General features: G+C 41.4%; 16 protein-coding genes. 8 read left to right on the forward strand and 8 right to left on the reverse strand.

Annotated features, from left to right (window positions below):
- Nucleotides 1-20 precede the first annotated feature (20 nt).
- The 5 genes from ACVCDT_RS05610 to ACVCDT_RS05630 all read right to left on the reverse strand — a co-directional run bounded on the left by ACVCDT_RS05610 (nucleotide 21) and on the right by ACVCDT_RS05630 (nucleotide 9,262).
- Nucleotides 21-524, reverse strand: coding sequence for an RNA methyltransferase (locus ACVCDT_RS05610; RefSeq protein WP_447131784.1), 504 nt, complete (start codon nucleotides 522-524; stop codon nucleotides 21-23).
- A gap of 4 nt (nucleotides 525-528) precedes the next feature.
- On the reverse strand, nucleotides 529-1,542 hold the full coding sequence (gene mgrA / locus ACVCDT_RS05615) for an L-glyceraldehyde 3-phosphate reductase (RefSeq protein WP_447131785.1): 1,014 nt from the start codon (nucleotides 1,540-1,542) through the stop codon (nucleotides 529-531).
- Nucleotides 1,543-1,706: 164 nt separating this feature from the next.
- Entirely contained in the window at nucleotides 1,707-4,790 is a 3,084-nt protein-coding gene (locus ACVCDT_RS05620) for an efflux RND transporter permease subunit (protein ID WP_447131786.1), read from the reverse strand.
- Nucleotides 4,783-8,112, reverse strand: a complete 3,330-nt coding sequence (locus ACVCDT_RS05625; protein WP_447131787.1) for an efflux RND transporter permease subunit — start codon at nucleotides 8,110-8,112, stop codon at nucleotides 4,783-4,785. The genes ACVCDT_RS05620 and ACVCDT_RS05625 overlap by 8 nt, the downstream gene beginning before the upstream one ends.
- Before the next feature lie 10 nt (nucleotides 8,113-8,122).
- Entirely contained in the window at nucleotides 8,123-9,262 is a 1,140-nt protein-coding gene (locus tag ACVCDT_RS05630) for an efflux RND transporter periplasmic adaptor subunit (protein WP_447131788.1), read from the reverse strand.
- A 340-nt stretch (nucleotides 9,263-9,602) separates the two neighbouring features.
- Here ACVCDT_RS05630 and ACVCDT_RS05635 point away from each other — a divergent pair, with 340 nt between their 5' ends.
- From ACVCDT_RS05635 to ACVCDT_RS05650, 4 genes are all read left to right on the forward strand, one after another.
- Nucleotides 9,603-10,031, forward strand: coding sequence for a YeeE/YedE family protein (locus ACVCDT_RS05635; protein ID WP_447131789.1), 429 nt, complete (start codon nucleotides 9,603-9,605; stop codon nucleotides 10,029-10,031).
- Nucleotides 10,028-10,453, forward strand: coding sequence for a DUF6691 family protein (locus tag ACVCDT_RS05640; protein WP_447131790.1), 426 nt, complete (start codon nucleotides 10,028-10,030; stop codon nucleotides 10,451-10,453). Before ACVCDT_RS05635 ends, ACVCDT_RS05640 begins: the two co-directional genes overlap by 4 nt.
- Nucleotides 10,450-10,902 carry a YaiI/YqxD family protein gene (locus tag ACVCDT_RS05645; protein ID WP_447131791.1) on the forward strand — a complete coding sequence of 151 codons (453 nt, stop codon included), beginning with the start codon at nucleotides 10,450-10,452 and terminating at the stop codon, nucleotides 10,900-10,902. Before ACVCDT_RS05640 ends, ACVCDT_RS05645 begins: the two co-directional genes overlap by 4 nt.
- A 370-nt stretch (nucleotides 10,903-11,272) precedes the next feature.
- Entirely contained in the window at nucleotides 11,273-14,713 is a 3,441-nt protein-coding gene (locus tag ACVCDT_RS05650) for a M36 family metallopeptidase (RefSeq protein ID WP_447131792.1), read from the forward strand.
- 82 nt (nucleotides 14,714-14,795) lie between these two features.
- Here the strand turns inward: ACVCDT_RS05650 and ACVCDT_RS05655 are convergent, their stop codons facing one another.
- Nucleotides 14,796-16,094 (reverse strand): DEAD/DEAH box helicase, encoded by a 1,299-nt coding sequence (locus ACVCDT_RS05655; protein WP_447131793.1) that lies wholly within the window; start codon nucleotides 16,092-16,094, stop codon nucleotides 14,796-14,798.
- Nucleotides 16,095-16,278: 184 nt separating this feature from the next.
- Nucleotides 16,279-19,215 (reverse strand): ribonuclease E, encoded by a 2,937-nt coding sequence (gene rne, locus ACVCDT_RS05660; protein WP_447132016.1) that lies wholly within the window; start codon nucleotides 19,213-19,215, stop codon nucleotides 16,279-16,281.
- 594 nt (nucleotides 19,216-19,809) lie between these two features.
- Here rne and rluC point away from each other — a divergent pair.
- Together rluC and ACVCDT_RS05670 are read left to right on the forward strand one after the other, a co-directional pair.
- The gene (gene rluC, locus ACVCDT_RS05665) at nucleotides 19,810-20,763 is read left to right on the forward strand and encodes a 23S rRNA pseudouridine(955/2504/2580) synthase RluC (RefSeq protein WP_447131794.1); all 954 of its coding nucleotides are present in this window, start codon (nucleotides 19,810-19,812) and stop codon (nucleotides 20,761-20,763) included.
- Entirely contained in the window at nucleotides 20,753-21,394 is a 642-nt protein-coding gene (locus ACVCDT_RS05670) for an HAD family hydrolase (RefSeq protein ID WP_447131795.1), read from the forward strand. The genes rluC and ACVCDT_RS05670 overlap by 11 nt, the downstream gene beginning before the upstream one ends.
- A 13-nt stretch (nucleotides 21,395-21,407) precedes the next feature.
- Here the strand turns inward: ACVCDT_RS05670 and ACVCDT_RS05675 are convergent, their stop codons facing one another.
- Entirely contained in the window at nucleotides 21,408-22,004 is a 597-nt protein-coding gene (locus ACVCDT_RS05675; RefSeq protein ID WP_447131796.1) for a Maf family protein, read from the reverse strand.
- A 108-nt stretch (nucleotides 22,005-22,112) separates the two neighbouring features.
- On the opposite strand from ACVCDT_RS05675, the gene yceD reads away from it, so the two are divergent.
- Both yceD and rpmF read left to right on the forward strand, forming a co-directional pair.
- On the forward strand, nucleotides 22,113-22,640 hold the full coding sequence (gene yceD, locus ACVCDT_RS05680) for a 23S rRNA accumulation protein YceD (RefSeq protein ID WP_447131797.1): 528 nt from the start codon (nucleotides 22,113-22,115) through the stop codon (nucleotides 22,638-22,640).
- A gap of 10 nt (nucleotides 22,641-22,650) precedes the next feature.
- Nucleotides 22,651-22,821 (forward strand): 50S ribosomal protein L32, encoded by a 171-nt coding sequence (rpmF, locus tag ACVCDT_RS05685; RefSeq protein ID WP_447131798.1) that lies wholly within the window; start codon nucleotides 22,651-22,653, stop codon nucleotides 22,819-22,821.
- Nucleotides 22,822-22,837: the final 16 nt, after the last annotated feature.

Here is a 22,837-nt window from a genome sequence, read left to right on the forward strand (position 1 = left end):
AGCCAGTTAGGGTTAATTGATTATTTAATTTTGCTGGTGCGGTTATTGGTATCGCGACTTGCTTTAATAAGATCATCATTGCTTGGCATAGCATTAAGCTTAGCTAAGCGGTCATACAATAATACATTGACACTGGCCGCTAGGTTCATACAACCTACAGTTGGCACATAAACCACACTATCACATTGATCAATAACACTTTGTTCAATAGAGCCATCTTCTGGGCCAAAAATATACAGGGCATGACTAGGATGTTGGAAAAGCGGTAATGGTGTCGCCCCCTCCACTAATTCCACTGCCACTTTAGCTAAGTGTTGGTCTTTAACTGGGTCAATGATCTGTGCAACTTGCTCAACCTGAATGTCTAAATGGGCATTTTTGGTGTCGGTATAAAAGGCTTTAGCCCGCGCATATCTTTGCCCTGTGTAGCGAATACTTTGTGCCTGATAACAGCCTGCGGCACGTAAAATACTGCCCATATTTTCTGGGCTTTTAGGATTAATAATGGCTAAATGTGCTGGCATGGCTTTACCCTAAAATGTCATTAATTTGGGTTAATTCTTTGGTGCTAAAATCCAGCTTATCTAACGCGGCTACACAGTCTTCAATTTGTTCAACTTTACTTGCGCCTATTATGGCACTAGTTACCGCTTGATTGTTCAGTACCCAGGCAACAGCCATTTGCGCTAATGACTGGCCTCTTTGTTGGGCAATTTGGTTTAATTGAACCACCTTATTGACTTTATCTTGCACTATTTGGTCTTGGTTTAGGTAGATTTGCTCTGTTCGGGCAGCACGTGAATCTTCTGGAATACCCTTAATGTATTTATTGGTTAAAAATCCTTGAGCTAAGGGAGAAAAAACAATTGAGCCTATTCCTTCTTCTAACAAAACCTCTGTGAGCCCATCTTCAATCCAGCGATCAAACATATTGTAACTGGGTTGATGGATCAATAAGGGGGTACCTAAGTCGCGTAAAATACGGATGGCTTGTTTGGTATGCACAGGAGAATAGCTAGAAATGCCTACATACAAAGCGCGGCCAGAACGAACTATATAGTCTAGTGCTTGCATGGTTTCTTCAATTGGCGTGTTGGGATCATAACAATGGGAATAAAACACATCAAAATAGTCCAAACCTGTTCGTTTTAAACTCTGATCGCAGCTGGAAATTAGGTATTTGCGTGAACCTCCAATGCCATAGGGGCCAGGCCACATATCATAGCCGGCTTTGCTAGATATGAGCATTTCGTCGCGGTAAGGCTTAAAGCTTTTAGCCATCACTTGACCAAAAGTGCTTTCGGCAGAGCCAAAAGGAGGGCCATAATTGTTGGCTAAATCAAAATGGTTAATGCCTAGATCAAAAGCACGGTGCAACATGGCTTGTGATTTGTGGAATGGGTCTACTTCACCAAAATTTTGCCACAGTCCTAAAGATACAGCAGGTAGCCTTAAACCACTATTACCACATTTGTTGTATGGCATAGTTTGGTAACGATTTTCATTGGCAGTATAAGGAATATTTGGCGAGGTTTTAATCATTAGACAACTCTGCATTAAAAAATTTCTGCTAGCCTAAAGCAAAGTTATGTCTGACTCAATTTAGTCTGGAAATAATTCACAGCTAAATGCCAATAAAGTGCAAAAAACAAGCTTAGGTCTGTAAATGCTGGGTTGCAAAACCATTTACAGACCGTTTTATAAATCTACTGCGCTTGAATAACTCGGCTAACCATTAGTTTACTTTTGTTAATTAAATTATGGGTTTTAGCCCGCATTTTTAATAGCAGCATATAGGCCAGCGGTACTAACACTAAACTGGTAAGGGTAGAGAACAGTAAGCCACCAATTATCGCAATGGCCATAGGCGAGTAGGGTGGGCCGTCGCCGCCTATACGTGTATTGCCAAGGGCTAATGGCACTAACCCTAATACAGTAGTGGCAACTGTCATAAGAATAGGTTTCACCCGAGTTAAACAGGCATCAATAATGGCTTGTTGTACTGCTAGCCCGGCGTTGATCAATTGATTTATCCTGTCCACCAGCACTATGCCGTTATTTACCACTATCCCCATTAAAATTAACATACCTATCATGCTCATAATGCTCATGGGTAAGCCGGCAACAAACAAAGCCCAAAACACCCCAGTTAATGAAAATAATAATGACGTAATCACAGCAGTAGGCAATAACAAAGACTCAAACAGTGCGGCCATAACAATGTAAATCATACAAACCGCTAATATCATATTGGTTTGCATGGCAGTTTCATTTTGATTTTGTCTGGCTATGCTTCCATCAAAGGTCCAATCGTAACCTGTAGGTAGGTTAATATGTTCCATTACTCCTTCAATTTTGGTTTTGGCTTGTTCTAGGGTGACGCCATCTTCAAGGTTAGCGCCCAAAGTTAGGGAAGTTTGGCGGTAACTGCGTCTAATTTCGGCTAAACGTGGGCGAACTTCAACTTCGGCTAACATATCTAAATTAATGGTTTGGCCATTGACTTGGGTGATGCTTAGGTTTTTAAGTTGATCAATCGAGTCTTGCAGCTGTTTATTGTAAAGTAACTTAATGCCAACTTCGCCATTGTCACCATACCTAAAGGTACGTAGGTTAGTACCGCGCAACGCTGTGGCAACAACTTGTGAAATTTCCCTTGAGTTAAGCCCAAATCGAAAGGCTTTTTGCCTATCTATTTTTATTAACAGTTCTTGTTTTTGTTCGCTCTGATCGGTTTTAACTTCGCTTAAACCTTCTAGGTTTTTAAGTATGGGCAAAATGTCATTGGCAATCTGATCTAATCTTTCAGCTGAGTCGCCAACTAAGGTCATTTGAATCCCGCCGCCATTACCTTGATCCCATCTAAATGAAGGCTTTGCTCGCACAAACTTAGGTAGGTTTTGATTAATGAGTTTTTTCACTTGAGCATGTGAAATGGGTAAGTCATCTATTAGGGTTATAGATGATACTGCGAATCCAGCAGTGTAGTAGCTATACACTTGTTTTATATAAAAGGCTTCTTTATTTGCGTATAAATAATCTTCCATTTTAGTGACAGTCTTTTCTACTTCTTCTAGACTAAAGCTGCCTTGAATATCATAATTCATCCAAACGCGGTTTTGCTCGTTATTACTGTCATCATCATTAGTTACAAACTGCATAGGAATAGCCGTACTAAACAAGATCAATAGGGCAATGAGGGCTGTTTTACCTTGGTTTTGCAGCGACCAATTTAACACTCTTTTATATAACCTTGCCGCCCGCCCTAAACTGGCCTGAGTGGGAGCTTGCTTGTTACTCGTTTTAATTTTACTGGCTAATAGTGGGATCAGGGTTTGCGAAATCAACAGAGAAGCAAACAGCGAAATACATATGGCAATAGCCACGTGCTCTAAAAACACTGTGACATTAACCTTTGCCCCCACAATATTAGGTAAAAACACTATTGCAGTAGTAATAGTGCCGGCAATCACAGCTAAACTTACTTTACCTACGCCAGTTTTGGTGGCGGCAATTAAGTTGGGGTTACGGGCTTTTTCTTGGCTGATACTTTCTGTAACTACTACTGCGTTATCTACTAACATGCCCACTGCAAGCATCAGCCCCATCATAGATAAAATGTTAATACTGTAGCCCAGCATATACATGCAACCTAGGGTAATGCAGATGCTAAAGGGAACCGACAAAACCACCAGTAAAGTACTGCCAATATTGCGTAAAAATGCAAATAACACCAATAACGACAATAAGGCTCCTAACAATCCGGCGTTGAGCAAGTCAGATAATGACTGGGTAACACTTTCGGCTTCATTTTCCATGATAAATAAATGTATGCCATTAAAAGCAGGATTAGAGTTTGCTTGTTCTATCACCTGCATCACTTGCTTAGAGACTTCCACCATATTGCTGGTCGATTCGCGAAAGATATTAAACCCTACGGCATAGGCTTGATCTAAATGTCGGCCTTCAGTGCGTTTAGGTTTTTCGTATTGCACTTGGGCGATATCGCTTAAGCGCACATCTTTGTTCAACATTAGCGCTCGAATATTTTCTAGGCTGGTGAATTCTCCCTGTGGGTTAAGGGTAATTTTTTGCGCTAAATCTTGATCGGTAAAACTGCCCGAACTTAAAGAGAAGTTCGCATTGCGTAAACTCTGGGTGAGTTGCTTGGGATCTATCTGCATAGCTGCCATTAAATGCGTATCTAGGCGAATGGCAATTTGTTTTTTGGTCACTCCATAAAGTTCAACTTTGGACACCCCAGGCACTCGTTCAATTGGGCGTTTTAGATTACGATCAAGCAAATCATAAGCGTTAGACAAGTCTCTTTCGCTTGACACCCGCAAAGTAAATATAGGCATGTCGTTTGTATTAAATTGATACACCAAAATACGTTCGACATCATTAGGTAGACTATGACGTATGGCATCAATTTTTTCTCTGGCTTCAATGCCTTTGGCTTTTAGGTTTTCATCCCATGCAAATTGCAATTGGATTTCGGCGCCGTCTTCGGATGAACGCGAACGCAAACGCTTGATCCCCGACATAGTGGCCAGGGTTTCTTCCACTGGCCGTGTGATCATTTTTTCTACTTCAACAGGAGTCGCATCAGAATAAGGAATTCGAATGGAAATTTCGGGTATGTCAATGCTAGGGAATTTTTCTAAGGGTAATAATTGGCTCGCTAGTAGGCCAAAAATTAACATGGATAAAAAGCCCATAATCACAGTGACAGGGCGGCGTATAGCAAAACCCGCAAGTGAGGCGCCGGTAGACTCAAACTTATCCATAAATGGTCTCCCCATCTGTTTGCTCTTGTAGGGAAGAGTCTGGTTCTGGCTCTGGCTCTGGCTCAAAGCGTTTACGGTCAAACAAGCTATAAATAACTGGGATAAAAAATAGAGTAAGTAAAGTTGCGAAAATTAAACCAAAAATAACGGTAACTGCCATAGGCGTACGAATTTCAGCCCCTTCGCCCATACCAATTGCCATAGGTAATAAGCCCAAAGAAGTGGTAAGTGTGGTCATTAATATTGGTCTTAGACGACTTTGGGCAGCATGGATAATTGCCTCAGTTTTTTCTAGCCCTTTTGTACGTAATTGATTAATACGATCGATTAACACTATGGCGTTATTCACCACTATGCCAGCTAACATGATCAGCCCAATAAATACCACAACGCTTATATGGGTATTGGTTAAATACAATCCGTAAATTGAGCCCGCGCAGGCAAGTGGCACAGTTAAGAGTATTAACAAGGGGTGCAGCAAAGATTCAAATTGCGAGGCCATAACCAAATAAACTAAAAATATTGCCAGCGCTAAAGCAAATTGCAAAGACTGAAAACTGCTTTGCATTTCTTCACTTTGCCCCGCCACTTTGGCTTGCATATTTAGGGGTAACTGCAAAGAGTCGATTAGGCTTTGCAGTGCAATAACGGCTTCTTTAAGGTCCCCTCGTTTAAGGTTTGCGCTCACAATGGCTACACGCTCTTGGCCTATGCGGGTGATTTCACTTGGCCCCATAGACATGCCAATAGTTGCCACAGCAGATAAAGGAATAGCAGGGCTACCACCAGGGTTAATAATCATCTCGCCAATATCTGCAACTGAGTCACGTTGTTGATCTTGGCTTCTAACTAGAATATCTACTTTTCTATCGTTAATGCTGTATTTACTGGCGATTTCTCCACCAATTTTTGTGGCAATAAGTTTTGATAGTTCGGCGGCGTTCACCCCTAATTGCGCCATTTTACCTTGATTAAAGCTAATTTTAAGCTCGGGGTTACCAGTTTGTAATGACGATTTAACATCAGCAAACTGAGCTTGAGTTTGCATTAAGTCTTGTAGTTTTTGACTATAGTGTGCAAGTTTATCTAGATCATATCCTACAATTTCTACCGCTAATGGCGTGGCAAAAGTAAATAATGCGGGTTGCCCAAACTTGCTTTGTACACCGGCTTGTTTAGACAAATAGTTACGCATTTGCTCAATTACCTGTTGTTTGTGGTTTTCGTCTTGAGACTGCATAACAACATTTAATTTGCCCCAATATTCACCACCTTGAGTGGCAGAGGCATTCATTAAACTGCCGCTGCCTGCTAGGGCATAAGTGCGCTGTACGCCTTCAAGTTTGCTAGTGAAATTGGCAAGGTCGGCAAGTAGGCTATCGGTTTGCTCAAGCTGTGAGCCAGTTGGCAAATTAATTTCCACATAAAATTCCCCTTGTGACATGTCGGGGATTAATTCCATGCCTAATTTAGGTACTAGTAAAATAGCTGCTAAAGACAGGCTGATTACCGCAAATGTCACCATCATCCGCGCTTTTAGTGCTAATTTAACTAAATGTAGGTAGCGTTTTTCAATAAAGTTAAAGGCTGCGTCAAAGCTCCACAATATAGGTTTAAACAAGGCCGCAAAAATTTTGCTGAAAAACCTAAACACAAAAATAATAAGACTTGAAATAGCCAAGGGTAAATAATGAAAAAGCACTCTGCCTAGCCAAACAAAAGGTAAAGCACACCAATGCCCCAATTTAGCCACAAAGCCGTTGGCAGTTTTGGTTTTGAGTGGTTGTATAAACTCAAGTTGCCTAGCTTGTTTATTAGTAGAGTCAGATTCACGGGCAGCCAACATAGGAATTAAGGTTAAGGCCACCACTAGAGAAGCGGCGAGGGCAAAAGTAACAGTTAGGGCTTGGTCGCTAAATAACTGGCCTGCAATGCCTTCTACAAATACTAGCGGAAAAAACACTGCCATAGTGGTGAGGGTAGAAGCCACTATCGCCATAGACACTTCTTTTGTGCCTTGTATAGCGGCTTGTTTACTATTTTTAGTGCTAGATTTGTGGCGGGCAATATTTTCTAACACCACTATGCTGTTATCCACTAACAGACCTATCGCTAGTGCAATGCCACCAAGGCTCATAATATTTAAACTAATGTTATTGGCATACATTAAATTAAAGGTAGCAATGATAGAAACAGGTATAGATATAGAAATAACTAAGGTAGGCCAAACATTTTTTAGAAATAAATACAGCACCAACATGGCCAATAACCCGCCCATTATGGCAGCAGACTTTACTTGCGCTATGGCATTGGCGATAAAGCGAGACTGGTCGTAAATTAGGGCTAGTTCAAACGTTTTAGGTAGATCTTTTTGCAATTGCTCAATTCTATACTGCACATTTTTAGCCACTTGTACTGTATTGGCATCCCCTTCTTTGTATATCGCGACTTCTACTCCTTCTAGCCCGTTAAAGCGGTTCACTGAGGTAGGATCTTTATGTGCATCAGTGACAGTGGCAATGTCACTGAGGCGTATGTTTTTACCTTCGCGATTGGCAATAAATAGGTTTCGCATATCATCTAAACTTTGAAACTGGTTTAGAGTGCGCACCATATATTCTTGAGAGCCTTCTTTTACCCGGCCTCCAGAAGCATTAACGTTTTCTTCTTTTAAGCGGGTGACCACTTCATTTAACTTAATATTCAATTGGCTGGTTTTTTGTTGATCTACCAACACATGGATCTCACGTTCTAATCCACCGCTAATTTTTACCGAAGCTACGCCTACAGTGGACTCTAGTTGGCGCTTAATTTGTTCTTCTGCATACAAACGTAGGGTTTTTATTTGTTGTTTATCTAGGCTTGTTAAATTTTCTTTATTCGATTTAGCTGCTTGGCCTAAACCAAAGCGTAAAATGGGATCTAAACTAGGGTTAAAGCGTAGCAATAACGGTTTTTTAATATCTAAAGGCAATTGCAAGGTATCTAGTTTTTCTCTTACCTCTAAACTGGCTAAATCCATATCTGTACCCCATTCAAATTCTAGTAACACATCTGATTGATTGGCTTTTGAAATGGAGGTAACACTGCGTACGCCTTTTACTACACCTATGGTTTCTTCAATCGGCTTAGACACCAATTGTTCGATTTCGCCAGGCGCAGCACCTAGGTAGTCAGTGCGTATGGTAAGAGTAGGATAAGACAACTCAGGTAATAAATTTATTGCTAGGCGCGACAGTGAAACCATGCCAAATAAGGCTATGGCTAAAGTAAACATCCAAATAGTGACAGGGCGTTTTACCGCTAATTCCACAATATTCATCTGCTACTCCTTAACCATTAATGGTTAAGTGAGAATTATCCTGTGCCACTTCTAGGGAAGTAGGGCTAGCTTGAAGTTGGTTTATTACTTCAACTGGCGCTTGGTCACGTAAGTTTTGATGCCCGGTAATCACCACTTGCTCATTGCCGGTTAATCCTTGCAGTACTTCTACTACATTCGGCTCTTGATAACCCACAGTCACCGCCAATTTGCTGGCAATGCCGTCTTTAACCACAAATACATTTACACTGTCATCTATGGCGAGTAGGGCGCGTCTTGGCAATAAAATAGCGTTGTGTTTAGTGTCGTAGTTAAGTTTTACTTGGGCAAACATGCCTGCCTTTAATTTGTTATTGGCATTAGGTACGCGCAAGGTCACTTTAAAGGTACCAGTTTTGGCATCAATAACTGGGCTGATCCTTTCCACAAAAGCACTTACATGGGCATTGTTAAAGGCGTTAATGGCCAAGCTGGCTTTTTGGTTTTTATGAACTTTAGCTAACTCTTTTTCTGGTAAATGCACTATGCCGTATAGTTCTTTTTGTTGAACTATATGAAACATTCTGGCGCGTTGAAAAGACTCAGTTAAATTGCCTACTTTGGCATTTCTTTCGGCAATAAAACCCGAGATAGGGGCGGTAATGGTGGCTTCTTGTAAGTCTAGTTCGGCTAACGCTAATGTGGCTTTAGCCGACTCATATTGGGCTGTTAGTTTGTCGTAGGTGTCGTCGCTGACTAATTTTTTATCATAAACTTGGTTAATTTTATTCAGCTCTTTTTCAATACCTAATAAATCAGCCCGCGCGCGATCTAGGTTTAAATGATAACGTCGTGGTTCGATTTGTGCCAAAACCTGACCTTTTTCAACGTAGTCACCTTCTTCAACGAAGATTTGCTCAATAATGCCCGAGGCTCTTGGTACCACAAAAGCTTCTTCTTTGGCTTCTAATATTGCACTAGTTACATAGTTTGAAGAGATATCGCCCTTTTCTAATTGCGCTACTTCTACTGGTACGGCTACAACTAAATCAGCTTTTTTATCGGGTTGCTGGGCGTTTCCAGAGCAATTTGTTAAAAGACACACTGCTAACAGCAGAGGTAATATTTTTATTAACTTTAGGCTGACCTTATTATTTTTTAGCGTATCCATCTTTTTTGTCCTAGTGAGATAATCAAAAATTAATTAAGTCAGGTTTAGCATCGACCATGCCATATTCATAAAAGGTATTATTTTCAATGAGTTAGAGGGTTTTTGACTAAAGTAAATTGAGCTGTGTTTGTTTAAGGTGGCGAGTTTGGCTAATAGTTGGTTTAAATCCCCAGCTAGTTAGTTAAATTACTTGGGAGTAGGCCAAACACACATCTAGTGTATAGGGCGGGTTTTGCGTAAAATGTTTGGGTTTTTTAAGATACAAAACAAACCCTAATTCACGTTAGAACAATACTTAGGCTTTCCTGCTTTGCGGGAAGTATAAAAACAGGAGCAGTGAATGACAGACTTTACCCCTTTTTCGGCCTTAATAGGTGGCCTTATATTAGGTAGTTCGGCCATTGGATTATTATGGCTAAACGGCAAAGTAGCCGGAATTTCAGGCATAGTTAGCCGAGCATTAACCCAATTTGACAAAGCAGGGCTGTGGCGTTGGATGTTTATTCTGGGTTTAATCATTGGCCCAATTGTTAGCAGCTTTTGGCACTACAGTTTACCGCAACAAATAGACGTGAGTTGGCCGTTAATTATTGCTGGAGGTTTATTTGTGGGTATAGGCAGTAAATTAGGCAGCGGTTGTACAAGTGGTCACGGAATTTGTGGTATTGGCAGACTGTCACTGCGATCTATTGCTGCTACTGTGACCTTTATGAGTGTGGCAGTTTTAGTGGTTTTTGTGGTTAAACACTTGTTGGGAGATCTGTTATGAAAGCCTTAGTCTCGTTAATTTGTGGGTTGTTATTTGGTATTGGATTAACGGTTTCGCAGATGGTCGATCCTAATAAAGTGCTGAATTTTTTAGATATCTTTGGTCATTGGGATCCTAGCTTGGCCTTTGTCATGATTGGCGGCATAGGGGTATTTATGCTGGGCTATAACCTTGTTATTAAAAAGTCATCAGCGCCAATTTTTGCACAAGAGTTTGATTTGCCTACTAATAAAAAACTAGATAAGTCTTTAATTTGGGGTGCTGCGCTTTTTGGCTTAGGTTGGGGCTTAGCCGGTATTTGTCCAGGTCCGGCCATTGCAAACCTATCTGCTGCCCAGCCAAAAATCTTTGTGTTTATCTTAATGATGTTATTGGGTATGCAAATTCCCGGATGGTTTAACCAAGTTAAGGCAAAAGTATGAAAATTTGGGTAGATGCCGATGCTTGCCCTGTGGTTATAAAAGACATTATTTTTAGAGCGGCTCAGCGTAAGAAAGTGGAAACCATTTTGGTTGCCAATCAATATATACGCACACCGCCCTCTAAATTTATACGTGCCATGCAAGTACCAGCAGGCTTTGACGTGGCCGATGATGAAATTGTTAGGCAAGTTGAAGCACAAGATCTGGTGATAACCAGTGACATACCCTTAGCCGCAGAAGTGATTGAAAAAGGTGCCTTAGCACTAAGCGCAAGAGGCGAACTATTTACCTCAGAGAATATAAAAGCACGCTTAAATATTCGCGATTTTATGGACACTATGCGCGCCAGTGGCGAACAATCTGGTGGGCCGCCACCGTTAAATCAAACCGATAGGCAAAACTTTGCTAATCATCTGGATAGAATATTAACTGCCCAACATAAAACTTAATCTAAGCTAATGATAAGTCGGCTACTTAAGCCGACTTTGTTGTTCTACACCCTCACTTTAACTTTGCCCCGCTCAATTTTTTGACCTTTAAAATGTTGTGACCTTAAAGGGATCTTGTACCTTTTGCTTTGCTTACAACCGATTGGAGTCATTAAAAAAACTTCTGGCACATAGGGGTAACTCCCTATTTCTTGCGCGCAACAAAATTGAAACACTGCAGGCACTCAAGGAGATAGCTTAGTTTCTGCTCAAGAAACAACAGCCATTCTGATTGCGTAACAAACGCCCTAAAAATCAATGTTCACTAGTTAAAGCAATAGGCATTGCTGTTGTGTTACCTAGTGCAACACAAAATAAAAAGGTTATTAAAATGAAAGTTACACTACTATCTAGTGCCATAGTGTTGGCGTTAGCCTCACTAAGCTCCACCAGCCCTTCACAAGCCGCCATAGGTAACACTTCTCAAGCCAATAAAATTATGAACTTTGATGTGTCGAGTGTGCCTACACTTGACCACATACAAGCAGCGGTTCACAGCCAAGTTAATGGCCTAGGCTATGAACAAATGCAAGCAATTACTCAGTTCAAAGCTGAAAACGTTAATGCCCAGATAAATATTAATCAAATGACCGGTACCGTAGACGTTATGCGCGGTATGGCCATTCAAACATCGGGTGATTCAGCAGAAAGTGCAGCGTTAAATTTTATTAGCGATCATCAAGCTATTTTTGCTGGTTTGAATATTGACCAATTAGAATATAACCCCAATCGTTCTAAGCCTGCCTTAGGTGGACAGTTGGTGCGTTTTGACCAAGTAGTAAATGGCATTAAAGTGGATGCTAGTGGTCTTGGTGTCATTATTGATGCAGATAATAAAGTGCGCGCAGTGATGGGCCCATACCAAAAAGATTTTAATGTTTCTAGCCAGCCTAGCTTAGCAGCCAATGCAGCTGTTTTAGCGGCTAGCCAAAACTTAGCGCAATTTGAGAAAAACTTGTCTGTGGATGCGTTGAACGTATTAACACCTGCATTTGAAAAAATTGCCGATAAATTAGGTGTATTTAAAACCCCAATGCCCGAGCTACGTTTTGTTCAAGCTGGTGATGAGCATAAATTAGTTTGGCAATTCTATTACTATTCAACTAATCCATTTGGTGTATTTAAATTTATGGTGGATGCCCAGTCGGGTGATGTACTTTATCGTGAAGATCAAGTGCGCACTGCTCAAGAGTCAGAGCCTACTGATCAATTTGCCGATTATTTTCCTACCTTTCCACCTATCACTCAAGAATTACAAGATAACTGTGAAATTGTTGATGAACAGGGTGGGGTAAGCGGTCGTCCGGATGGCCTTTTACGCATTAAATTACGTAAGTTTGATGACACTAACCGTGTGACAGGCGTTGAAAGTGTATTAACTGGTAAGCATGCCCACATCGAAAGTGCTCTAGCAACACGTTTACCTTTCACACAAGCAGCCCTAGGTACTTATTACTTTGATCAGGATGCAGAGCCGTTATATGCACGCCCTAATGAAAAAGATCATACCACGGGTGCTGCTGTTCATTTTGATGGTATCAGCCAATTTATCTACATCACTACTTTGATGGAGTATTTAGACTACGTACACAAAGATGGTGATGCTGTGCATGCTCGTGGTTTTGGAAGTGGTAGTTTTCCAGATCAATACCCTAACGAATCCACTCCATTAGTAGGTGTAGTGCATATTCCAAATGTGTTAGATGCCCCAGAAGATCCAACAGATCCCAACTTTTTAGATGACTTATTAAATTTAGATAACGCCTTTGCCATTCCACTTTCGCAAGATGTAAATGGGGAAGAAGTCGTTATCAACCCAACCTTTTATGGCCATGGTAATTTATTTAATAACCTAGCGATCGATTTTAGTGTGCCTATACATGAAGGTACTCACGCGACCATTACCCCTATTGCTGGTTTTGAAGGGAGTCCAGAGGGCGGAGCATTAAACGAAGGTCAAGCAGATTTGTGGGCTTATACCATAGGTGAAACACCTGATTTAGGTAAATATCCAGTAAATGCCTGTAAGTTAAGGCAGGTATTACGTGATGCTAATGTAGATCCAGACTCATTCGAGTACATACGAAGTGGTCAAAGCCAGATACGTTATTCACAACTAGGTACCAGAGATAATACCTTTGAAGAGCACAGAGACGGTGAAATTTACGCAGGTGCTATGTGGGATCTGCGTGAGTTAATGTTAGAAATGTATCCGGCGAATAGCTTTATGCGCCCTGATCCAGTAACGGGTGAAGCAACTCAAGTAGCTAGCTTAGGTAAAGAGACTTGGGAGCGTATCTTCCTTGGTGCTATGTATGTTTTAGGTGTTAGTGCTCCCGATACTTTTGTAAAAGCACGTGATGCGGCATTAATTGCCGATGCGATGTTGTACCCAGCAAACTCAGTGGATGCTCAGTCTTTAGGTCAACATCATGCGTTAATTGAACGCGTTTTTGCTGCTCGTGAAATAGGTATCAATGCTGAAGCACCAATTGGTGGCGTGCAAATGATTTCTACTGCAGTAAGTGATTTTAGCGCTGCACAAGAAGCCCCAACTGCGCCACAAAATATTGTGGCAGACATAGTTAACCTAAACAGCATTAACGTTTCTTGGGATGCAGTGGACGGCGTAATTGGTTACCAAGTATTAAAACGTAAAGGCGGCAGCCCAGCACGTTTATTTGCTGGTGTGCCAGGTCGTGAATATGTGGATGGAGACTTAACTACTTCTGGTTATACCCATGTTGAGTTTGTAACCCAAACTAGCTATCTAGACAAAGGCCAAGGTTTTGGACGGGGCGCAGGTCAGGGCATTGATGCTTTTGATTATCAATATGTAGTGCGCGCGATTAAAACTAATGCCTCTGGCCAAGTTGGTTTCTCAGACTTTTCGGGCACCGCTAAGACCAAGCTTAAAAATAGGAATGTGACTAAACAGGTTGATTCTAGGATCAGTAACGTGTCGTTCTCAATGGGCGAATTTAGCTTTGATAATACCTTAACTAACAATGGGTCAGTAGAGTTACTTGGACCGATTAATTTTGACATAGTTAAAATTGGCAGCTCAAACGTGAAAGTTCTAAACGCTGACAACGGTGGCAGTGGCCAGCGTGGTGATAAAGCACGTTTTATTTACGACCAAGGTCTGGCAGTGGGCGCTGATTCAAGTAGTAGATTCATCAACTTTGAAAACCCATTTGGCCAAATGTTTACTTTTAAAGCCAAAATTTATGCGCAAGTTGAAGGTCAAGCTCGTGCCGCAAATGGAAGCCAGGCGCCAGTTGACACTTCAGATGCAGCAGAGCGTGAAAAGGTTTATCACGCAATCTCTGAACATACTGGTTTGGTGGCTGTGGGTACTACTGACGTTCAAGTAGCAGAAGGGGTGGATTATGTCGATGTGATTTTTACCGCTTTAAGTAGTGCAACAAGTGCAGTGGCCACCTTAAGTGCAGATGCCGAAGTCGGCGGTGCATACCCTGACCTTGATTTCTTTATGCTTGATCAAGATGGTAATGAGTTAGCCTCTTCGGGTAACTTAGGGCCTAATGAGCAAGTAGGAAGTACGGTAAGCCCTGGTGAAACCTATACACTAAGAGTTAAAGGTTGGGCCAATGGACCGACTCAGTTTACTATTGTGTTAGATCAAATGGTGACTGATCCTTCAGAGGCAGGCGAAACTAGCAGTGAAAGCGAAACAGTACAAGAGACTGAGTTTGAGCTGGTAGAGTTTGTGGTTAATCCAGTTGATGGATCTATTGTTCAACTGTAGTTAATCAAAAATAAAAATAGCCCTCTAGCTTTGCTAGCAGGGCTATTTTTTTGTTTGACTAATGGTGTAGCTGGTTTAATGGTTAACGATTACCAGTGTTATTAACGTTACGATTATTACGACTTCTTGAACGTCTATTATTTGCTGGGTTGCCTGCTGGACGTTGCCCATCTCGGTGATCAACCTTGGGTTTTTTAGGCTTTTTAGCTTTAATAGGGCGCTGATCGGGTTTTGACTCTGGCAGTTTAGCGCTAGGTTCAAAACCTGCTATGGTTTTGCGTTGAATAATTTGTTTGGTAAGAATTTCAATATCTACCAATTCTTTAAACTCGTCTTGAGTTACCATGGAAATGGCTTGGCCAGTTGCGCCAGCTCGGCCTGTTCGGCCAATTCTATGTACATAGTCTTCTGCAACATTAGGCAAGTCAAAGTTAATCACTTGCGGAAGTTGGTCTATGTCTAATCCACGTGCGGCAATATCTGTGGCAATTAAGGCTTTTACTTTACCTTGTTTAAAGTCGGCTAGCGCTTTAGTTCGGGCGCCTTGACTTTTATTGCCATGAATTGCAGCGGCACTTATGCCACGGGTTTCTAATTGTTTAACTATTCGATTAGCACCATGTTTAGTGCGACTAAAAACTAATACTTGTTGCCAGTCGTTGTCTTTTATTAGGTGAGTTAATAATTGTGACTTACGACTTTTATCAACTGGATACACCCATTGTTCTACCAGATCTACAGTGGTGTTAGCTGGTGATACTGATATTTCTACTGGATCATTCACTAAGCCTTTTGCCAATTTACGAATGTCGTCAGAAAAGGTGGCAGAAAACATTAGGTTTTGGCGCTTTTGTGGCAACAATTTAATTATTTTTTTAATGTCGTGAATAAAACCCATATCTAACATACGGTCAGCTTCATCTAATACTAAAATTTCTAGCTCATTAAACTTCACTGCGTTTTGATTATATAAATCTAATAAACGACCAGGGGTAGCCACTAAAATATCAGCTCCCTTACGTAACTTTAACATTTGTGGGTTAATGCCCACGCCACCAAAAACAACAGTAGATTTTAATGGCAGATCGCGTCCGTAGGTTTGCACGTTTTCGGCTACCTGTGCTGCTAACTCACGGGTAGGGGTTAGCACTAATGCTCTGGCCTGATTGGCTTTGGCAGGTTTGCCTTGGCTTAATAAATGTAAAATGGGTAAGGTAAAACCGGCGGTTTTGCCAGTACCTGTTTGGGCTGCCGCCATCACGTCATGACCGGCTAATACTGCAGGTATGGCTTGAGCTTGAATAGGTGAGGGCGTGGTATAACCTTTACTAGTAACAGCAGATAAAATTTGTGGTGATAGGCCTAAATCGGCAAAACTCATAGAAAACTCTCAAATAAGGTGGAAATAGTTTGGTTAAAATTCAGCTTGTTTGACAGGTGAATTTTTGACCAACTTAATCGTTGCGGGAGAATACAGTAATTAGCGGGTAATAGCACTGAATCAATGGCTAAGACTGCTGCAAAATAGTGAGTTTGCAGCAGTCTTAGGTTTTGTTGTGTTTAGACTATTGGCTTTCTTCGCTTGGTCTAAAGGCTGGCGCAGTGGCACTATTAGTAGCACTCAAAAATGCTGCGGTTTTACCAGAACGTTTTAATTCTGGGCGCGCACTGTCTTCAAGTGAACCAATAGATATTTCTACAAAATCTTCGTCAACTGTCGCAGGTCGTGCCATAGGGGCAGACACTGACTGAGGTTTAACTTTGTTTGCTGCTTTTATTGGCGCGGCTTTTTTGGCTGCTTTAGCTGGCGCTTTTTTTACTGTTTTAGCAGTTGCCTCTACTTCAGGCTCAGCTGGCGCATCTGCTACTTCTGTTGCCGCAGTTGGTTTTGCTGGCTCAGAAGCTTCAGTTGTTTCAGCTGGCGTAGGTTGTTGCTCAAGCTCAGCTTGAGACTCAGACTCTGCAGCAGTAACTGGTGTTTCTGAGGTAACTTTAGCTACAGGCTCATCACTGCTTAATTCCATAGTAACTTGCTCAGGCACTTCAGGCTTAGCTTGTGGCTCGGCTTTTGCTGTTGGCTCGTCAAACTGAAGTTCATCTTGCTTGACTTGCTCAGCTTCTTTGGCTTCTGCGGTGTCTTTGTCTTCGCTGTTCTTACGACGTTTTTGACCTGCTGCACGCACATGTCTAGGTGAGCGGCGGCTTCTTGTACGAGTGTTTCCTTCCTCGTCTTTATTGGCATCGTTTTTAGCTGACTCTGCTTCTTTGGTTTCGGCTTTGTCTACTTCGCTTGGTTGAGCATTAGTATCTGAAGCAGGTGTTTCTTTAGCTTTAGTTTTTGCTTGTGGCTTATTTGCCGAGCTGTCAACTTGAGCCGCTGTTTCTGCCTTGCTTTGAGTTTCAGTGTTTGCTACTTCAGTCTCTACAGCTTTTACTACTTCTTCGGTGACCTGTGTGTGTTTTTGATCTTGAGCTTTTTGCTCTTGTTCATTGTCAACACGCACACTGCGTCTGTTATCGCGACGTTTTCTACGCTCGGCGACTTGCTTTTCTTTTTTGGCAGGTGCTGGCGCTTTGGCTTGGCTGTTTTGTGACTCTTGATTGGTATCTACAGCTTTGTCGTCACGACGAGGTTTACGATTGTCGTTTCTTGGTTTTCTATCGTTTCTGTCATTACGCTCATTACGGTTGCCAGATTGATCATTACGCTCTTTGCGCTCTGAACCTTTAGCATTACGCTTGTTTCTGTCTGGGCGACCGTTTCGGTTACGTCTTTGATTATTGTTGCGGGTATGCGCCTTTTTCTTGGGAATTTCTTTTTCTGGTTGTTTAAACAACTCAGCAAACCATTTACTGATTTTTTCTAACAGGTTTTCAGATGGCTCCTTTTGGGCTTTAGGTGCAGCAGACTTTTTGTTTGGTGCAATTAAGCTTTGCAGCGCAGGCTGCTCTTTAGCCATGGCTGGGGCCACAGTTTTATCGGTAATCGTTTGTTCTTGCTCAATAAGCGGCAAGTTGTAGCTCATATCTTGTATGGCATCATCAGGGCGTCTACGCGCTATGCTGTAATGTGGGGTTTCCATATTAGGATTAGGAATAATCACTAGTTGCACACTATGGCGTTTTTCAATGCTACGCACTGAACGGCGTTTTTCGTTTAATAGGTAAGTGGCCACATTAACCGGCAATTGAGCTTCGATTTGCCCAGTATTATCTTTAATGCTTTCTTCTTCCATTATGCGTAACACAGACAAGGCCAACGACTCAGTACCACGTACTGTGCCATGCCCGCTACATCTAGGACATACATTATGCGCCGAATCGCCTAATGATGGACGTAAGCGCTGACGTGACATTTCTAACAAACCAAATCGAGAGATACGCCCAAGTTGAACTCTAGCACGATCGCCTCTAACGGCGTCTTTCATGCGATTCTCAACTTCACGTTGATGGCGAATAGGGGTCATATCGATAAAGTCGATAACAACCAATCCACCGGCATCGCGTAAACGTAATTGGCGTGCAATTTCGTCAGCCGCTTCTAAATTGGTATTAAAAGCGGTTTCTTCTATGTCGCTGCCTTTAGTTGCTCTAGCTGAGTTAATATCAATTGAAATTAGTGCTTCGGTTGGATCGATAACAATTGAACCACCAGATGGCAAACGTACTTCGCGTTGGAAGGCTGATTCAATTTGGCTTTCAATTTGATAATGGCTGAACAAAGGCACATCACCTTTATACAGTTTTACTCTGTTAGCGTAATCAGGACGCATTTGCTCTACGTGTTTTAACGCACGCTCATGCACACTGGCTTTATCAATTAATATTTCACCAATATCACGTCTTAGGTAATCACGGATGGCACGCACAACAACGTCGCTTTCCTGGTGAATCAAAAATGGAGCAGGGCGAGAGTTAGCAATTTCTTCGATACGCGCCCAACCAGAGACTAAATAATCTAAGTCGTAAGCAAGCTCTTCAGCAGATTTGCCAACCCCTGCTGTTCTTACAATTAAACCCATACCATCAGGTAGGTTTAAACCACTTAAGGCGGCTTTTAATTCGGTGCGTTCGTCGCCTTCGATTCTACGAGATATGCCACCTGCACGTGGGTTATTTGGCATTAAAACTAAATAGCTTCCAGCTAAGCTGATAAAGGTAGTTAGGGCTGCGCCTTTCTGGCCACGCTCTTCTTTATCAATTTGAATAATGACCTCTTGGCCTTCTTTAATGACTTCTTTAATGCTTGGGCGGCCTTCAAAGCGGTAACCTTGAGGGAAGTAGGTTCTGGCTATTTCTTTTAATGGCAGGAAACCGTGGCGTTCAGCGCCATAATCAACAAAGGCGGCTTCTAAACTAGGTTCAACGCGGGTGATAGTTCCTTTGTAGATATTGGCTTTTTTCTGTTCATGTCCTGGACTTTCAATGTCCAAGTCATAAAGCTTTTGACCATCTACAAGTGCGACTCGTAATTCCTCTTGCTGAGTGGCATTGATTAACATTCTTTTCATTCTGGTTTGCTCGGTAATGTACCGATCGCAACAGGTAAAGAATCACAAGGTGATTAGACATTAGGTCAATCCAGCCTCACGACTGTATTTAAAATTTAAGTTTTACGCCTAAGTGCTATTGTCATTAATTATTTAATGCGTTGTTTTTTAACACTTTATCCAAATCTTATGGACGCTAAACTAGACGTATTATTTAGCTTAGAAATTATCTTGTTTAAAACTTAGTGTTATTCGAAATCCTATGCTTGTCTGGCATATATGAGGTTCAAATAAGCTGTCAATTCATCTGTAATCTTTACATCTCGTACGATCAATAAGTTATTAATATCGCTGATGTAAGGGTTCTGTTAAATCGTACTTGTGAAAAGTTACTCACTTCACAATCGACTTGCCATTTTTTGGCTTGCAATTTTAATTATGACAATATGTTTGCCTTTGCATTCAGAACTGATTAATCCATCTGTTTGTTCTCAACACTCACTGCATGTTTGAAAACTGCCGTATTATCACATTAAAGCACCGATCGTGGCAAGAAATTAAAATACTGGACATTATCCTAAGTAATTCAGTTACAATACGCGCCTTATGCAAGACTTATCATTTCAAAAAGTACAATTTGTTGACATAGATCCTAGCCTTGAAGGGCAGAGGATAGACAACTATTTGCGCACTTTCTTAAAAGGTGTGCCTAAAAGCCTTATTTATCGCATTTTGCGTAAAGGAGAAGTGCGGGTAAATAAAAAACGGGTTAAACCTGAATACAAGCTAAAAGCCAATGACCAGTTACGTATTCCACCCATTAGAGTGTCAGAGCCAACTGAGCTGCCAAGTACTAATTTAGATAAAGTGTCGGTGTTAGAGCATTGCATTTTATTTGAAGATGACTGGCTAATAGTGCTTAACAAACCTTCTGGTACAGCAGTACATGGAGGAAGTGGTTTAAGTTTTGGGGTTATTGAAGCCTTACGAGCCCTTAGACCTCAGCAAAAATTTTTAGAGTTAGTGCATAGACTTGATAGAGACACTTCGGGGTGTTTGTTGGTGGCAAAAAAACGTTCTGCGTTAAAAGTTTTGCACGAACAACTTAGAGATAAAAAAGTGGATAAAAGGTATCAAGCTTTAGTCGCAGGTGAATGGGCAGCTAACCGATTTAAAGTAAAAGCGCCGTTATTAAAGAATACCCTCAAGTCGGGTGAACGCGTGGTTTTAGTAGATGAAGAAGGCAAACCTTCTGAAACCCGATACCGAGTGCTTGAATCCTTTGCTCAAGGGACTTTAGTTGAAGCTTCGCCTATTACCGGGCGAACCCATCAAATTCGAGTGCATTGTTTGCATGCTGGGCACCCTATTGGTGGCGATAACCGCTATGGCGATCAAGCATTTGATGAACTAGCCAAACAGCGGGGATTAAACCGCTTGTTCTTGCATGCGCATTCTTTGGCCTTTATTCATCCTAGTACAGAACAAAGAGTGAGTTTTAAAGCTCCCTTAGACCCTAGTTTAATCAGTGTATTAAAGCGATTTAGAAGTGAAGTATAAAGCCATAGTATTTGACTGGGATGGCACCTTAATGGACTCAGTGGGTAAAATTGTAGGTTCTATTCAAGCCACCGCAGAACAATTAGCTTTACCTATGCCAAGTTTCGAACAAGCTAAAAATGTGATTGGTATTAGTTTGCTGCCAGCGTTAAAACAAGTGTTTAATATTCAAGACGAGCAACTGGCGCAAACCGTTTTACATACTTATAAATCACAATTTAATCAGCATGCTCAAGTGAGTAGCCCCTTGTTTCAAGGTGCAATAAATTTATTAACTTCATTAAAGGCGCAAGGTTATACCTTAGCCGTGGCTACTGGCAAAGCAAGGGCAGGGCTTGAAGCTAATATGCAAAACACCCAAACCAAGGAATTTTTTGCGGTTACCAAAACTGCAGATGATGCTGCCAGCAAACCTTCGCCCGATATGTTGATGCAAATTTTACAAGAGTTAAATCTTAGTGCGGCAGAAGTGTTAATGGTAGGGGATACTACTTATGATATGGCTATGGCAGAAACACTTGGGGTAGATAGAATAGCCGTGAGTTTTGGGGTGCATTCAATTGAGCAACTCAAGCAGCATCAACCTATAGCTGTGATCGACCAATTAGTTCAACTACCTGAGTATTTATAAGCTTTAAAGCTGTTTAGGGCTTACCCATGTAATCAAACAGATCCACAGACAAATCGGCAAATAAGTCAATTAATCTGATTAAAGGTAAACCCACTAAACTGTTAGGATCATTGCCTTGCATGGCGCTAAAGAGTGAAATACCTAAACCTTCACACTTAAAGCTTCCGGCACAATCAAATGGTTGTTCTAGGCGTAAATAAGTGGAAATTTGTTTGTCGCTAAGTTGCCTAAATTTAACCTCAAATTGTTCTACTGATTGTGCGAGTTTTTGGTCACTGCATCTTAAAACGCATATAGCCGTATAAAAAGTAACAGTATGCCCACTAAAAAGCCTTAGTTGTTGTTGGGCGTTTTCAAAGTTTCCCGGTTTACCCACTGCTTGATTATTAAAACTAGCTAATTGATCTGAACCAATAATAAATTGATCAGCATTTTCAGGTTGATAGCCGGCCATGGCTTTTGCTTTGGCAAGTCGTGCTACTTGTGTTTGAATACTTTCATCTTTTACTTTGGTTTCGTCAATATTGGGTGAGAAACAGCTAAACGGGATCTGCAGTTTATTTAATAAGGCTTTACGATAAGGTGAGCTAGAAGCAAGTAAAATATTCATAGACTAAGGGCTGTAAAATAATAATGGGCGATGAAAGCATATAAAATGCTGTTTAAGCAACAGATTTTCTTTGACTAAGGGAGTGTGAAACTATAATATGCGCGCGCTATGCAGAAAGTGAAATTGCCCAACAAGGTAGACCCAGTTAAAAGCGCCAATAAACGTTCCGATTATCGGGGTGTGGTTTTGACGTCTGAGATGCCTAGATTAGTTGGTGCAGTGGCAGACATTGCCGAAGCAGTAGATGTTGAAATTAAGTTTGCAAAAGACGAGCAGGGTCTGACTTATTTTCAAGGTCATATGGCATGTTCTACATCACTACGCTGTGAAAGATGTAACGAAGTCTTTGCGCATCCTATGGATGTGTCTTTTTGTTTTAGCCCAGTGCAGAGGGCTGAAGAAGAAGGCGAAGATGAGTTGCCGGACGTTTACGAACCGGTAGAGGTCGATGACCACGGAGAAATCAATTTATTTCAAACGCTTGAAGACGAACTGATTTTATCTCTGCCAATTGTAGCCCTTCATGCAGAGAAGGATTGCAAACAAAAGCAAGATGATATGAGCTTCGGAAAAATTGAACCGGCCGATGAACGTCCAAACCCGTTCGCGGTTTTGAAAGAACTTAAGCGAGACTAGGAGTAAAGTAATGGCTGTACAGAAGAGTAAGAAAACTCGTTCAAAGCGTGGAATGCGTCGTTCACACGATGCGTTAGGTTCTGCAACTTTGTCTGTAGATTCAACTTCAGGTGAGACGCATGTTCGTCATCACGTGACTGCTGATGGTTACTACAAAGGCAAAAAAGTTTTATCTCTTTAATTTAAAGTGACAGAAC

Source organism: Paraglaciecola aestuariivivens (assembly GCF_052983255.1).

Excerpts from the sequence above, each read along its gene's own strand:
- ACVCDT_RS05675 (WP_447131796.1), bottom strand. The coding sequence starts at position 22,004 with ATGAATATTTTACTTGCTTCTAGCTCACCTTATCGTAAAGCCTTATTA.
- ACVCDT_RS05625 (WP_447131787.1), bottom strand. The coding sequence starts at position 8,112 with ATGAATATTGTGGAATTAGCGGTAAAACGCCCTGTCACTATTTGGATG.
- mgrA (WP_447131785.1), bottom strand. The coding sequence starts at position 1,542 with ATGATTAAAACCTCGCCAAATATTCCTTATACTGCCAATGAAAATCGT.
- yceD (WP_447131797.1), top strand. The coding sequence starts at position 22,113 with ATGCAGAAAGTGAAATTGCCCAACAAGGTAGACCCAGTTAAAAGCGCC.
- ACVCDT_RS05640 (WP_447131790.1), top strand. The coding sequence starts at position 10,028 with ATGAAAGCCTTAGTCTCGTTAATTTGTGGGTTGTTATTTGGTATTGGA.
- rpmF (WP_447131798.1), top strand. The coding sequence starts at position 22,651 with ATGGCTGTACAGAAGAGTAAGAAAACTCGTTCAAAGCGTGGAATGCGT.
- ACVCDT_RS05650 (WP_447131792.1), top strand. The coding sequence starts at position 11,273 with ATGAAAGTTACACTACTATCTAGTGCCATAGTGTTGGCGTTAGCCTCA.
- ACVCDT_RS05655 (WP_447131793.1), bottom strand. The coding sequence starts at position 16,094 with ATGAGTTTTGCCGATTTAGGCCTATCACCACAAATTTTATCTGCTGTT.
- ACVCDT_RS05610 (WP_447131784.1), bottom strand. The coding sequence starts at position 524 with ATGCCAGCACATTTAGCCATTATTAATCCTAAAAGCCCAGAAAATATG.
- ACVCDT_RS05635 (WP_447131789.1), top strand. The coding sequence starts at position 9,603 with ATGACAGACTTTACCCCTTTTTCGGCCTTAATAGGTGGCCTTATATTA.
- rne (WP_447132016.1), bottom strand. The coding sequence starts at position 19,215 with ATGTTAATCAATGCCACTCAGCAAGAGGAATTACGAGTCGCACTTGTA.
- ACVCDT_RS05630 (WP_447131788.1), bottom strand. The coding sequence starts at position 9,262 with ATGGATACGCTAAAAAATAATAAGGTCAGCCTAAAGTTAATAAAAATA.
- rluC (WP_447131794.1), top strand. The coding sequence starts at position 19,810 with ATGCAAGACTTATCATTTCAAAAAGTACAATTTGTTGACATAGATCCT.
- ACVCDT_RS05645 (WP_447131791.1), top strand. The coding sequence starts at position 10,450 with ATGAAAATTTGGGTAGATGCCGATGCTTGCCCTGTGGTTATAAAAGAC.
- ACVCDT_RS05620 (WP_447131786.1), bottom strand. The coding sequence starts at position 4,790 with ATGGATAAGTTTGAGTCTACCGGCGCCTCACTTGCGGGTTTTGCTATA.